Here is a 13,069-nt window from a genome sequence, read left to right as displayed (position 1 = left end):
GTCCGGGAGCGCTGCCTCGCCGCCGTGATGACGGGCGGCGCGGCGGAATCACTTGCCGAGCAGGCGTCGGATCGCCGTCTCCGGCGACACCGACAGGTCGAGGGTGCGCCCGCGGGCGTAGAGCCGGAACACCTTGGGGTCGATGTAGCTGTTCCGCGCCACCGCGATCGTGTTGCCCAGCGCGGATGCCGTCGCTTGCACGGCGAGGCGTTCGGCCTTGCGCCGCTCGTTCGTGCCGTCGAGCGGACCGATCCGCGCGAGAGCGTCGGCGGCGAGGATCGTGCCGTGCAGGGTGCGGAAGTCCTTCGCGGTGAACGCCGCGCCCGCGACCTTGCGCAGATACGCGTTGATCTCCCCCGACGTCAGCCTGACTCGTCGGCGGCCCTTGCGATACGCGAGCAGCGTCGCCCGAGGAGAACCGACGGCGAACTCCGACAGCGCCTCCGCGAGCGGCGCGTCGGTGATCTCGATCGACGCGAGCTGCTTGCTCTTCGCGGGGAACTCGAGTGCGACCGTGCTTCCGTCGATGCGCACGTCTCTGCGACGGAGCGTGCTCAGACCGCGACTGCCATGCTTGACCAGGTAGCGCTCGGAGCCGATGCGCAGGGCCCCGTCGTCGAGCAGACGGAAAGCGACGGCGAGGGCACGTTCCTTCGACAGCCCCGGCTCCCCGATCGCTCGGGTCACCTGCCGCCGCGCCGATGGAAGGGCCGCGGCCAGGCGCAGGGCTCTGGCGAACTTGCGCTGGTCGCGCCCCGCCCGCCACAGCGGGTGATAGAGGTACTGACGCCGCCCCGCGTCGTCGGTGCCGACGGCCTGGATGTGCGCGAGCGGATCGGCCGCGATCCACACGTCGGTCCATCGGGGCGGGATCACGAGATCCTGGATGCGTTCGCGATCGGCCTCGGCCACGGGCTGATCGCCGGCGTCGAGGTAGCGGAATCCGGAACCGGACCGCACTCGACGGATGCCCGGCTCCTCGCCGGGTACCACTCGTGTCAGCGCCATGAGCGGCCTCCCCTGGTCGATCGTCTCGTCACGGTAGCGACGATGCCCGACGATCCCGCACGCGAGAAGGGCGTGGCGTCGGGCGGACGCGATCTGCTAGTGCGACACCGGGGCCGACCGACCGTGTCGACGCCCGCGCCCGGGACCGCTGATTGTCGGGGATCACGCGGGTCTGCCATCCTCGTACGTATGGCGATGTCACTCGAGCAGTTTCGTGCGGCCCTCACCCGAGGGGACATGCGCGGCCCGTTGGGTCTGCCGCTGAGCGACGTCGAGGCCCACCAGGTCGCCGCGGATCCGGCATCCTCCGAGAGCTGGTACGCCTACTGGCTCTCGCTTCAGCCCGCTCCCGCTCCCGAGACTCCGCCCGTGAGCGACCCGGTCGTGTCACCGCCCGCGGCTGCTTCAGGGTTCGACGCAGCGCCACCGCCCTTCTCATCGACTCCGCAGGGTTCCGGCGCGCCCACGGCGCAGTACCCGGGATCGCCCGCGCCGCAGTACCCCGGCGCGCCCACCACGCATTACTCGGGAGCACCCGCGACGGAGTATCCCGGCGCGCCCACGACGGAGCACCCGGGAGCGTTCGGCCAGGACGCGCAGCCGACGGCGGCGTTCGCGCCGACCGCGGTGTCGCCCGGTGTCGACCCTGCGTCGTCTTCTTTTCACACCGCGCAGTATGCCGGGATGCCGTCGGATGGCTCCCCGAAGACGAAGCGGAACGTCGGCCTGTGGGTGACCCTGTCGATCGTCGGGGCGCTGCTGCTGATCGTCGCCATCGTCGTCGTCGCCGCCTTCACGACGGCACGCCACTGGACGAAGGTCGACGTGCCGGAGCAGCCGGAGACGTTCCACAGCGAGGAGTACGAGACCGGCCGCTACGACGTGTCGATGGACTCCACGAACCCCTGCTACGTCAATCAGGACTGGACCGACTGCACCGACCTTCTGCAGGCGAGCTACGACGCGAACTGCGCCGGGGTGGAGCTCACCGAGGCGGCGGCGACGCTGTGCGCGGACTACAGCAGCGCGATCGGCCAGATGCGGGGCCAGGACAGTGAAGGCGCCTATGTCGCGACGCTCGGCACCTACGGGAATCTGACCCGAACGCCCGAGGTCGACACCCGACAGGTGTCGAACGAGGATTACCGTCCCGCCGAGACCCACGAAGCCGTCTGCTACCTCGGGTTCCTCGGAGAGTGCGAGTGACGCGTCCGCCGACCGGCGTCAGCCCAGCGCGCGTCTGAGCAGCTCGAGCCGCACCGCCGCCTGAAGGCGGAAGCGGAACTCCGCATCGTCGGCGTCTCCGTCGAGCAGCGACCAGATGCGATCCAGACGCTGCTGCACGGTGTTCGTGTGCACGTGCAGCGCCGCAGCCGTCGCCTGCCTGCTCTCGCCCCGGTCGAAGTACGCGCCGAGGGTCGCGACGAGCGCCGTTCCTCGACGCTCGTCCCATGCGCGCACGGGTCCGAGCACGCTGTCGACGAAGTGGGCGGCCGCGTCGGGGACGCCGGATGTCAGCACGTGGTACGGCGCGAAGTCCGCCGAACGCACCGTCACGCCGCGGATTCCGAGCGGGGCGAGGAAGCGCAGGTCGCGAACGGACCGCTCGACGGACGCCCGGAGGCCTGCGGCGTCCGCGACGGCGGACCCGACGACGGATGCGACGTCGGGATCTCCGAGGCGCTCGGAGAGCACACGTCGCACACGTTCGGTCGCTCCCCCGACGTCGGCGGCGGTCCAGGCGATGACGAGACCGGGGCCGCGAACCGTCACGAGTCCCTCGTCGCCCACCGCCTCCGCGGCCACCCCGAGGGCGCCGTCGTGCCCGTGCACGTCCACCACCGCCGCCGCCACGACCGGTGCGGCGACCTCCGCGATGAGTGCCGCGGCATCGGCATCCCCGTCGAGCACCGTGGTCAGGACTCGGGCCCGCCGCTCGGCACGGATCGCCGAGACGGCGTCGCGCTTGAAGGAGACCAGGGCGGCGACCTGGGCCGCGCGCTCCATCGTGAGTCGCGCGACGTCGTGGGTCGCGGTGTCGTCGTCTTCGGCGAGCATCGCCCCGAGCACCCGGTCGACGCCGATGATCGCGACGACCAGCCACCGGGCACCCTCGTCGTCGTGCACGGGCACGGCGTGCCCGCTCGTCCTGCTCTCCCGCACGGCGTCGGCGAGAGACCGGCGGGACGGGAGGGTCTCACGCGCGTCGGCCGCGGCATCGAGCGGACGACCGGAGTCGTCGACCGCGCGGACCCGGCGCCCCAGGCGATCGGACAGCGTGGAGACGAGGTCGATCACGGTGGCGCCCGACATCACCGCGGCCGTCAGCTCCTCGTGGATGGCCCCCACCACCCTGGTCGCCGACACGTGCTGCTCGAGCTCGCGATAGGCGTCCTCCACGTGCGCGCGCGCGGCCGCGGAGTCCGCGAGGACCCGGGCGCTGTGCAGCACGGCCGCGGCATGGTCGGCGAACGCCGAGAGCAGGAGCACCTGGTCGGGTGTGAAGTCGTGCGAGAACCGGTTGCAGGCGAACAGCGCGCCGAGCACCTCGTCCCCGACGGCCAGAGGCACGCCGAGGAACGACACGAGCCCTTCCCGCTCGACCGCTGCGTCGATACCGGAGTCGTGCGGAGCCTCCGCCATGTCGGGATAGCTGCTGACCCAGGCCGGCTCGCGCGTCTCCGCCACGAGGCTCGCCAGCCCATAACCCGCGGGCACGAGCAGGTCGCGGAACTCGGGGGTGACGGTGCCAGCCGAATAGCGCACACGCAGATCTCCCTGCTCGTTGTCGACCTCGGACAGGTAGGTGACGTCGGTGCCCATGAGCTCGTGCGCGCGCTCGACCAGGCGACGCAGCACGTCGGTCACGTCCTGCAGACGCACCAGCTCCCTCGCGGTCGAGAACAGCGCTTCGAGTTCGGTCGCGCGGCGGCGCAGCCGTGCCGTCAGCTGCTGCGAATCGCGCACGGCGGCGATGAGCTGGTCGCGATCCTCACCAGCCACGTCGGCATCCGTCAGCATCCGGGTGAGCGCCGCCGTGCGCTCGCCCGGTTGCGCACGAGTCGCCGCGAGGACCTCGCGCACGAGCGCGGCGGGGCTCACTGCTCTGTCGGTCAACGCGTCTCCTCGGGCAGTGACGATCGGGACTGTCAGCAGTCTATGAGGACGAGCCGACTCGCAACGCCGCCCGCGACGGGAACGACGCCGGCCTCCGCGTCGCGAACGCGTCGAGTCCCTCCCGTGCGTCCGCGCTCGCGAACGCCTGCTGACCGAGAGTCGCCTCCCGACGGAACGCCTCCTCCTCGGGGAGGTCGGCGAGGGCGCGCACGGCGCGCTTCACCGTCGCGATCGCGGTTCCGCTTCGCTGCAGCAGCTCGTCCGCCACTCCCAGCGCCTCGTCCATCAGATCGGCAGCAGGGACGACACGGTTCACGAGACCGTATCTCTGCGCCGTCTCGGCATCGATCCGGCTACCGCGCAGCATGAGGTCCATCGCGAACGCGTACGGGATCTGGCGGATCAATCGCACGAGCGTACCGCCGGCCGGCACCACGCCCACTCCGGTCTCGGGCAGGGCGAACTGCGCCTCGGCGGCCGCGAGCCGGATGTCGGTCGACAGCATGATCTCGAAGCCGCCCCCGAGGCACAGGCCGTTGATCGCCGCGATCACCGGCTTCTCGAGGGTCGAGTGCTTCTGATGCGCGGCATCCCATTCGCTGATGTCGAAGCGCTCCTCGGTGAGAGCGGGGATCGACTCGCCGAGGTCCGCCCCCACGCAGAACGCCCTGTCCCCCGCGCCCGTGAGCACGGCGACGCCGATGCGCGGGTCGTCGCGCACCTCGGCGAACGCCGCGCCGAGCTCGTCGTACATCGACAGGGTGAGCGCGTTGAGCTTCTCGGGGCGGTCGATCGTGATGACGGCGACGCCGCCGTCGGCCTCCAGGCGGACCGACATCAGATCGCCCCTTCCGCACGGAGCCCCGCGACCTGGTCCGCCTCGAATCCGAGAAGGTCCGCGAGCACGCGATCCGTGTGCTCACCGCGCCCCGGTGCGGCCCCCGCGGTCTGCGGAGGCGTGCGATCGAGCTTCACCGGCGAGCCGAAGGTGCGCAGCGATCCGTGACCGGGGTACTCCGTCTCCACGATCATCCCGCGCGCCGCGATCTGCGGGTCCTCGACGACCTCGCCGATGTCCTTCACCGCGCTCAGCGGCACCAGGTCGCCGGCCAGCGCCTCGAGCTCGGCCTTGGTGCGGTCCGCGAACCATCCCAGCACGAGTGGGCGCACCTTCTCGCGATAGACGTCGGCGTCGAACCGCTCGGCCATGGCGTGGAGGTCGGGGTGGTCCTCCCAATCGGATGCACTGCCGAAGGTCTCGCACGAGATGCGCCAGAACTTGTCGGTGTAGCCGCCGAAGAAGACGAAACCGTCCCGGCAGGGGAACAGCTCGTACGGACGCACGAACGGATGCTCGTTCCCGAGCGGCTTCGGCACGATCCCCTCGGCCGTGTATGACACGACCGCGTTCTCGGTGAGGGTCAGCACGGAGTCCTGCTGGGAGATGTCGACGAGCTGCCCCTCCCCCGTCTGCTCCGCGTGCCTGAGCGCCGCGAGGATGCCGATCACGCCGTACAGACTCGCCGCCAGGTCGCCGATGATCGTCCCGACGCGTGTGGGCGGCCGGCCGGCTTCGCCGTTCATCGACCAGAGGCCGCCCGTGGCCTGTGCGCTGTTGTCGTACGCCGGCCGCAGGCGGTAGGGACCGGTCTGCCCGTACCCGCTCAGCGCCGCATACACGAGCCGCGGGTTGACTCCCCTGAGCCGGTCGTAGCCGTGACCGAGACGCTCCATGGTGCCCGGCCGGAAGTTCTCCACGAGCACGTCCGCCTGCTGCACGAGCCGGTCAAGCACCTCGGCGGCCCCGGGGCTCTTGAGGTTGAGGGTGACCCCCAGCTTGTTGCGGTTGAACTGGGCGAAGAAGCCGCTCAGAGACTCGCCGTCGGCACCGGGCAGCAGCGGCGGGAACGTGCGGGTGTAGTCGGGATCGTCGGGGTTCTCGACCTTGATGACCGTCGCGCCGAGATCGGCGAGGATCATCGAGCAGTACGGACCGGCGACGACCCGTGTGACGTCGACCACCACCACCCCCGCCAGGGATCCGGGCGCGGCGTCGATCCCCGCCCATCCGCTCAGCAGGTCGCGCGTGGCGTCATCGATCATCGGGTGTTTCCTTCCGTCGGGGCATGGGCGGCGTCGCGCGCGGCCGCGCGACGGGTGAGGCGGTGCAGCACGGTGACCGAGACGAGCGTCACGGCTCCCGCGACCACCATGTAGAGGGCGATGGCCCACGAACCGCCGAACACGTCCAGCAGCTCGAGGTAGATGATCGGCACGAACGCGGAGCCGGCTATCGTGCCGATGCCCAGCGCGAGCGACATGCCCGTGTAGCGGATGCGCACGTCGAACGCCTGCGCGTACAGCACGCCCAGGGTTCCGTAGGTGGCGCAGAAGCCGATCGTCATCGCTAGGTACGCGACGTAGGCCGCCGCGAGGCTCCCCGTGTCGATGAGCCAGAAGGCGGGGAACGCCAGGACGACCGAGATGACCGTGCCCGCGCCGAAGACCTTCGCCACACCGAAGCGGTCGGCGAGCCGGCCCGCCAGCGGGAGACCGACCAGAGCCAGCACCGAACACACCGTCGCGATCGTGAGCATCTGGGGCTGCGAGTGCCCGACGAACTGGGTGCCGTAGGTGAGGCTGAAGGTGAAGAGCATGTAGAAGACCGCGCCGATGACCGCGAAGCTCAGCGCCGCGAAGATCACCTGTCCCGGGTGCGTCTTCAGCGTGTCCCACAGCGGGACGCGCGCCGCACGTCCTGCCTCGCGCATCTTCTCGAACTCGGGGGTCTCCGTGATCCGCAGTCGGATGAACAGCCCGACGAGCACCAGCACGGCGCTGATCAGGAACGGCACGCGCCAGCCCCACGTGGCGAACGCGTCGCCGGGGAGCGCGACCAGCGGCAGGAAGACGAGGGTGGACAGCGTGAGTCCCAGCGCGAGTCCCACCTGCGGAAAACTGCCGAGGAAGGCGCGACGCCGTGGTTCGGCATGCTCGACGACGAGCAGCACCGCTCCGCCCCACTCGCCGCCGAGGGCGAAGCCTTGCACGAATCGGAGCACCATGAGCAGCACCGGTGCGGCGATCCCGATCGCGGCGTACGTCGGGAGGAGGCCGATGAGGAAGGTGGCCACGCCCATCACGACGAGCGACAGCACCAGCATCCGCTTGCGTCCGATGCGGTCCCCGAAATGCCCGAAGACGATGGATCCGAGCGGGCGTCCGAAGTAGCCGACCGCGATGCCGCCGAAGGCGAGGATGGTGCCGACCAGCGGGTCGTAGTCGGGGAAGAACAGGGAGTTGAGGATCAGCGCGGCCGCCGTGGAGTAGGCGAAGAAGTCGAACCACTCGACGGTGGTGCCGACGACGCTCGAGGCGACGATGGTGCGGATCTGCGACGACGCGGCGGGAGTCGTCTCAGGGGATCCGGTCGAGCCGCGCGGAGCGGTGGATGCCGATGTCATGGGTGCGTTCCTTCCACGGCGTCCTCGTCGACACCGTGCATCCAGCGTGTCAGCGCGCTCTCCGCGGAACCATGGCGATGACGACCACAAGCACCGAGTGCTCGTGTCTCTGACGCATATAGCTGCGCAGGAAAGCGGCACGGCTCGTGCGTTGCGGAAGACCGTCGGTGTGCCCTGCCCACACGATCCCGTACCGATCGTGTGTTCGGCATACATGAGCTCCTTCCCCCGCTTTTCCTAGCCTGGACATCGCCGCCGACCACCGGCGTGCCCGACACAGTGGAGTGCCATGGACATCGACCTCGCCGACGACATCGACCGCCCCGGACTGGATCCGCGCGACCAACGCCGCCGAGCCGTGATCGGCAGCTCGGTCGGCACCATCATCGAGTGGTACGACTTCACGCTGTACGGGCTGGCGTCGGCTCTCATCTTCGCGCCGCTGTTCTTCCCGGGCGGCGGTGAGTTCGCCGGACTGCTCGGCGCCTTCGCCACCTTCGCCGTCGGATTCGGAGCGCGCCCGATCGGCGGGCTCGTGTTCGCCCACTTCGGCGACCGCATCGGCCGCAAGGGAACGCTGCTCGCGACACTGCTCATGATGGGCATCGCCACCACGCTCATCGGACTCCTGCCGACCGCGGAGACGATCGGCATCTGGGCGCCGATCCTTCTCATCGTGCTGCGTCTCTTCCAGGGCGCCGGTGCCGGGGCCGAGTTCGCCGGAGCGATGACGATGGCCAGCGAGTCGTCGGACACGAGGAACCGCGCCTTCATCGCCGGCTTCCCCGGGGCGTCCGTCTATCTGGGCATGGCTCTCGCGACGTCGACGTTCGCACTGATCAGCCTGCTGCCCGCCGATCAGTTCCGCGCGTGGGGGTGGCGCATCCCGTTCATCGCGAGCATCGTCATCGTCGCGTTCGCTCTCTACTTCCGCCTCCGGGTGAAGGAGACGGCGGCGTTCGAGGCCGCCGAGCGCGAGGGCACCGTCTCGCATGCCCCGCTCGCCCTCGCGGTGAAGTCGCACTGGCGCACGCTGCTCGCCGGCATGGCGTTCTTCGTGTTCGCCCTGCCGTGGGTGTACATCGTGCAGACGTTCTCGATCTCGTACACGACCGGCACCCTGACCGTGAACCCGACGCACGCGCTGGTCGGCCTGATCATCGCGGAACTCCTCACCATCCCCGCCACGCTCGGATTCGGCAGGCTCGCCGACCGTATCGGCCGCAAGCCCGTCCTGTTGGGCGCCGCGATCTTCGCAGTGGTGTTCGCGTTCCCGCTCTTCGTCCTGTTCCAGACCGAGAACTCGGTGCTCGTCGCGCTGGGCCTGATCCTCGGTCTCGCCATCGTGCAGGGTGCGACGATCGGCGTCAGCGCCGCCATGCTCGCCGAGCTCTTCCCCACGCGGATGCGGTGGAGCGGCATCGCGATCTCCCGCGAGATCCCCGCGGCCCTGGTCGGTGGCACGGCGCCCCTCGTCGCGACCGCGCTCGTCGGTCTCACCGGAGGCACCCCGTGGCTCGTCGCGGCCTACCTCGTCGGACTCAGCATCATCGGCATCATCGGCATCGCCGCGCTGCCGGAGACCCTGCCGCGTCGTTCGTCGACGACGGACGGGAGTGGTGCGCCGACGCCGGCGTCGGTCGCCGTCACCCGCCGCTGACGCCGACGACCCTCGCGCGGGGTCGGGGCCGACGGCCTACCCCCGCGCGAGCCGGCGCCATGCCAGCTCGGCGAGCACCGTCGCCTGCAGAGGCAGCACGGCGTCGTCGAACACCGCATGCTCGGAATGCAGCGGCATCGGACCGCTGCCGGGAGCGGCGCCGACGAAGACGAGGGCCCCGGGAACCTCCTGCAGCACGTACGAGAAGTCCTCGGAGGCCATCGACGGTGCGGCCAGCCGCGTGACGCGTTCGACACCGACGAGGTCGTCGAGCACCGACAGCACCTCCCTGGTCTCCGCGGGGTCGTTGTACGTCACCGGGTAGGAGGCGATGAACTCGGTCTCCAGACGGCATCCATTGGCCTCGGCGATGCCCGAGAGCAGCACCGGAAGCTCCTCCCGCACGGTGTCGAGCGTCGTCATCGACAGGGTGCGGATGTTGGCCTCGAGGAACACGCTCGCCGCGAGCACGTTGCTCGCCTCCGAGTCGCTGCTCAGTCGTGTGATCGAGATCACCGCCTGGTCGGTGGCCGGCAGACGGCGCGCGGCGAAGGTCTGCACGGCGAGGATCAGCTGCGCTGCCACGGGCACCGGGTCGATCCCGAGCTGCGGGAACGCGGCGTGCCCACCGGTGCCGTGCAGAGTCATGCGCAGGGCGCTCGCGCTCGCCATCATCGCCCCTTCACGGGTCACGAGCTGACCGAACGGCGTGGCGCTGTCGACGTGGAGCGCATACGCCGCGACCGGTCGATCTCCGGCCGCATCGAGGATCCCGTCCTCGATCATGATGCGACCACCCGCCTGCCCCTCCTCCCCGGGTTGGAACATGAACACCACGGTGCCGGGCAGCTCGTCTCGTCGGGCCGCGAGCAGACGCACGGCGCCGATCAGCCCCGCCATGTGCAGGTCGTGCCCACAGGCGTGCATGGCTCCGGACGTCGCCGCGAACGGGAGGCCGGTGGCCTCGGCGATCGGCAGCCCGTCCATGTCGCCGCGCAGCAGGACCACCTGGCCCGGCCGTCCGCCCCTGAGCACGGCCGTGATCGACGACAGTCCGTCGCCGCGGGCCACCTCCAGGCCGAGACCCTCCAGTTCGCGCAGCAGGATCCCCTGGGTGCGCGGAAGATCGAGACCGATCTCGACCTCGGAGTGCAGTTCGCGACGGATCGCGATCAGCGACTCGCGCAGCGCCTCTGCGGCATCCGCGAAGCCCTCCATTGTCGGCGCGGTCGTCTCCTCGATGGGCGAAGTCATCCGAACTGTATCCTCTCTCCGAGCGCGGGTACCGCCTCGAGCAGGTCTCTCGTGTAGGGGTCTGCGGGCGCGTCGAGCAGCGCCTCGGTGGGGCCGCTCTCGACCAGTGCTCCATTGCGCATCACGCACACCTCGTCGCTGATGTAGCGCACGACGGCGAGGTTGTGCGAGATGAAGAGCATCGAGAGTCCGAGCTCCTGCTGCACCTCGCGGAGCAGGTTCAGGATGGCGCCCTGCACCGAGACGTCGAGTGCGCTGGTGACCTCGTCGGCGATGAGCACCGACGGCTCGCCCGCCAGGGCGCGCGCGATCGTGATGCGCTGACGTTGGCCGCCCGAGAACGCGTTGGGTCGTTCGCCCGCCCGGTCGGGGTCGAGGTGCACCTGGGCGAGCAGCTCCCGCACTCTCGCGATCCGCTCGGCGCGCGACCATCGTCGCCCGGTCGATCGCAGCGCCTCGGCGATCGAGTCGCCGACCGACATGAGCGGGTCGAGGGCCGAGAACGGGTCCTGGAAGACGAGCTGCATCCGGCGTCGAGCGCGTCGCGCCGCCACCCCTCCGCCCGTCGCCTCGACTCCGTCGACGCGGATCGAGCCGGACTCCGGGCGCACGAGCCCGACCGCGGCCGCGGCGATCGTGCTCTTGCCCGAGCCCGACTCGCCCACGAGGCCGACCGTGCGCCCCTGCGGCACCGCGAGGCTCACATGCTCGACGACGCGGGTGCGACCGTACCGCACCGTCAGGTCGTCGATCTCGAGTGCGTTCACACCGGCACCTCCTGGTCGTTGCTGTCCCTCTGCGGCGCCGCCTCCGGCTCGTCGAGCGCCTCCGGGCGCAGCTCCGGGGGGATCACCGGCAATGGCCTGGTGCGGTCGCTGCTCATGTCGGGCAGGCAGGCGATGAGCGCCCTGGTGTACGGATGCCGCGCGTCTTCGCGGATCCGTTCCGCCGCGAGGCTCTCGACCATGAGTCCATCCTTCATCACGATCACCCGATCGCAGAAGGCGGAGACGAGAGCGATGTCGTGCGAGATGAACACGATCGCCGCGCCCGTCTCCTCCTGGGCTCGATGGAGGACCCCCATGACCTGGCGCTGCACCGTCACGTCGAGCGCCGTGGTCGGCTCGTCGGCCACGATCAGCCTCGGCCTGCCGGTGAGGGCCATGCCGATCATCGCGCGCTGACGCATGCCGCCCGAGAACTCGTGCGGATACTGCGACAGCCGGGACGCGGCATTCGGGATGCCGACTGCCGAGAGGGCATCGGCGGCGCGGGCGCGTGCCTGCTTCGGCCGCATCCCCATGTGCACCTCCGGCACCTCGGTGAGCTGGCGCCCGACGGTGAGTGCGGGGTTCAGAGAGGTGAGCGGGTCCTGGAAGATCATGCCCAGCTCGACGCCCAGCCGTGCCCGGTCGGCTGCCGTGGGCGTGCGGGTCATGTCGAGATCGTCGAAGCGGTGACCCGAGGTCGTGATGATGGCGTCGTCGCCGAGCAACCCGGCCAGGGCCATCGCGGTCAGGGACTTGCCCGAACCGGATTCGCCGACGATGCCGACGATCTCGCCCCGCCCGATGCGCAGATCGACCCCTCGCACCCGCTCCACCACGCCGCCTTCGGCGGTCGGGAAGGCGATGCGGAGGTCGGTGATCTCCGCGACGATGTCGCTCGCGGATTCCTTCGCGACCGGCGCCCGCTCCGCGCGTCGCGAGGTGAGGGTGACGGCACCGGTCGCGCGAGCGGCGATCGCGCGCAGACCGGCGCCCCGCGTGCCTGCGACGGCCTCGCTGAGCAGCGTGAAGACGAGCCCCGCGAGGACGATCGCGATACCGGGTCCGATCGCCGCGAGCGGATTGACATAGATGCGGAGGATCCCCTCCTGCAGCATCCGCCCCCAGTCGTACGCCGGAGCCTGCACGCCGAGTCCGAGGAACGAGAGACCGGCGAACGAGAGCAGAGTCACGCTCGCCGTCGCGGCGGCGTTCACGAAGAACGGGTTGGCGATGTTGGGGAGGACGTGCCTGACGAGGATGCCGACCGGCCCCACGCCCACGACACGGGCCGCCCTGACGTAGTCGCGTCCGGACACCGACGAGGCGAGGTTGTACACGAGGCGGGCGAAGGACGGGATGCCGGCGAACCCGATCGCGAGCATCGCCCCGGTCGCCGTGGCCCCCCAGATCACGGTGAAGAAGAGCACCATCAGCAGCCAGGGGAAGGCGAGGAGGATGTCGAGCAGCCCGGTGAACCACCGCCTCGGATATCGCGGCAGGATGCTGGCCACGAGGCCGAACACGATTCCCCCGGCCAGTGCGATCGCCGTGGCGCCGAGCGTGAGGAGGAGCGTGAGTCGAGTCGCCGCGAGCACCCTGGCGAGGATGTCGCGCCCCAGCTCGTCGGTGCCGAACGGGTGCGCGGCACTCGCGCCGAGCAGACGGGACGACACGTCGGTCGTGTCGGCGGCCGCACCCCACACCAGTGGCCCTGCGGCGGCGAGGAATGCGAGAAGCAGCGCGCCGAGCAGCGCGGCGATCGCGGTCGGGCTGAGGAGGCGGGAACGAGTGGACAT

Annotated in this window: 10 protein-coding genes; 2 read left to right on the top strand and 8 right to left on the bottom strand. The window is 70.4% G+C overall.

The window, feature by feature from the left end; genetic code table 11:
• Positions 1-48: 48 nt before the first annotated feature.
• The gene (locus FSY98_RS15190) at positions 49-1,008 is read right to left on the bottom strand and encodes a DNA topoisomerase IB (protein ID WP_186307707.1); all 960 of its coding nucleotides are present in this window, start codon (positions 1,006-1,008) and stop codon (positions 49-51) included.
• Positions 1,009-1,197: 189 nt separating this feature from the next.
• Between FSY98_RS15190 and FSY98_RS15185 the strand changes: the two genes are divergently transcribed.
• A complete protein-coding gene (locus tag FSY98_RS15185) occupies positions 1,198-2,214 on the top strand; it encodes a hypothetical protein (protein ID WP_144877466.1) in 1,017 nt (338 codons plus the stop codon).
• 18 nt (positions 2,215-2,232) lie between these two features.
• On the opposite strand, the gene FSY98_RS15180 is transcribed toward FSY98_RS15185, so the two are convergent.
• The 4 genes from FSY98_RS15180 to FSY98_RS15165 are packed head-to-tail and all read right to left on the bottom strand — an operon-like array spanning position 2,233 to position 7,589.
• Positions 2,233-4,125 carry a helix-turn-helix domain-containing protein gene (locus tag FSY98_RS15180; RefSeq protein WP_144877465.1) on the bottom strand — a complete coding sequence of 631 codons (1,893 nt, stop codon included), beginning with the start codon at positions 4,123-4,125 and terminating at the stop codon, positions 2,233-2,235.
• A 40-nt stretch (positions 4,126-4,165) separates the two neighbouring features.
• Entirely contained in the window at positions 4,166-4,963 is a 798-nt protein-coding gene (locus FSY98_RS15175; protein ID WP_144877464.1) for an enoyl-CoA hydratase/isomerase family protein, read from the bottom strand.
• Positions 4,963-6,228, bottom strand: coding sequence for a CaiB/BaiF CoA-transferase family protein (locus FSY98_RS15170; RefSeq protein ID WP_144877463.1), 1,266 nt, complete (start codon positions 6,226-6,228; stop codon positions 4,963-4,965). The genes FSY98_RS15175 and FSY98_RS15170 overlap by 1 nt, the downstream gene beginning before the upstream one ends.
• The gene (locus FSY98_RS15165) at positions 6,225-7,589 is read right to left on the bottom strand and encodes an MFS transporter (protein ID WP_186307706.1); all 1,365 of its coding nucleotides are present in this window, start codon (positions 7,587-7,589) and stop codon (positions 6,225-6,227) included. Before FSY98_RS15165 ends, FSY98_RS15170 begins: the two co-directional genes overlap by 4 nt.
• Positions 7,590-7,878: 289 nt before the next feature.
• On the opposite strand from FSY98_RS15165, the gene FSY98_RS15160 reads away from it, so the two are divergent.
• The gene (locus FSY98_RS15160; RefSeq protein ID WP_144877461.1) at positions 7,879-9,249 is read left to right on the top strand and encodes an MFS transporter; all 1,371 of its coding nucleotides are present in this window, start codon (positions 7,879-7,881) and stop codon (positions 9,247-9,249) included.
• Between the two features lie 36 nt (positions 9,250-9,285).
• Here FSY98_RS15160 and FSY98_RS15155 read toward each other — a convergent pair whose 3' ends face one another.
• The 3 genes from FSY98_RS15155 to FSY98_RS15145 are packed head-to-tail and all read right to left on the bottom strand — an operon-like array spanning position 9,286 to position 13,069.
• Positions 9,286-10,503, bottom strand: coding sequence for a M20 family metallopeptidase (locus tag FSY98_RS15155; protein WP_260857504.1), 1,218 nt, complete (start codon positions 10,501-10,503; stop codon positions 9,286-9,288).
• Positions 10,500-11,270 carry an ABC transporter ATP-binding protein gene (locus FSY98_RS15150; protein ID WP_144877460.1) on the bottom strand — a complete coding sequence of 257 codons (771 nt, stop codon included), beginning with the start codon at positions 11,268-11,270 and terminating at the stop codon, positions 10,500-10,502. The genes FSY98_RS15155 and FSY98_RS15150 overlap by 4 nt, the downstream gene beginning before the upstream one ends.
• Complete coding sequence (locus FSY98_RS15145; protein ID WP_144877459.1) at positions 11,267-13,069, bottom strand: dipeptide/oligopeptide/nickel ABC transporter permease/ATP-binding protein; 1,803 nt, start codon at positions 13,067-13,069, stop codon at positions 11,267-11,269. Before FSY98_RS15145 ends, FSY98_RS15150 begins: the two co-directional genes overlap by 4 nt.

Origin of the sequence: Microbacterium sp. 1.5R (genome assembly GCF_007667425.1) — a bacterium.
Classification (GTDB): Bacteria; Actinomycetota; Actinomycetes; order Actinomycetales; family Microbacteriaceae; genus Microbacterium.
The sequence above is the reverse complement of the archived record's forward strand: the minus strand, read 5'-3'. Positions and strand labels throughout refer to the sequence as shown.

Coding starts and splice junctions, on each gene's coding strand:
- FSY98_RS15190 (WP_186307707.1), bottom strand. CDS start 1,008: ATGGCGCTGACACGAGTGGTACCCGGCGAGGAGCCGGGCATCCGTCGA.
- FSY98_RS15185 (WP_144877466.1), top strand. CDS start 1,198: ATGGCGATGTCACTCGAGCAGTTTCGTGCGGCCCTCACCCGAGGGGAC.
- FSY98_RS15175 (WP_144877464.1), bottom strand. CDS start 4,963: ATGTCGGTCCGCCTGGAGGCCGACGGCGGCGTCGCCGTCATCACGATC.
- FSY98_RS15170 (WP_144877463.1), bottom strand. CDS start 6,228: ATGATCGATGACGCCACGCGCGACCTGCTGAGCGGATGGGCGGGGATC.
- FSY98_RS15165 (WP_186307706.1), bottom strand. CDS start 7,589: ATGACATCGGCATCCACCGCTCCGCGCGGCTCGACCGGATCCCCTGAG.
- FSY98_RS15160 (WP_144877461.1), top strand. CDS start 7,879: ATGGACATCGACCTCGCCGACGACATCGACCGCCCCGGACTGGATCCG.
- FSY98_RS15155 (WP_260857504.1), bottom strand. CDS start 10,503: ATGACTTCGCCCATCGAGGAGACGACCGCGCCGACAATGGAGGGCTTC.
- FSY98_RS15145 (WP_144877459.1), bottom strand. CDS start 13,069: ATGTCCACTCGTTCCCGCCTCCTCAGCCCGACCGCGATCGCCGCGCTG.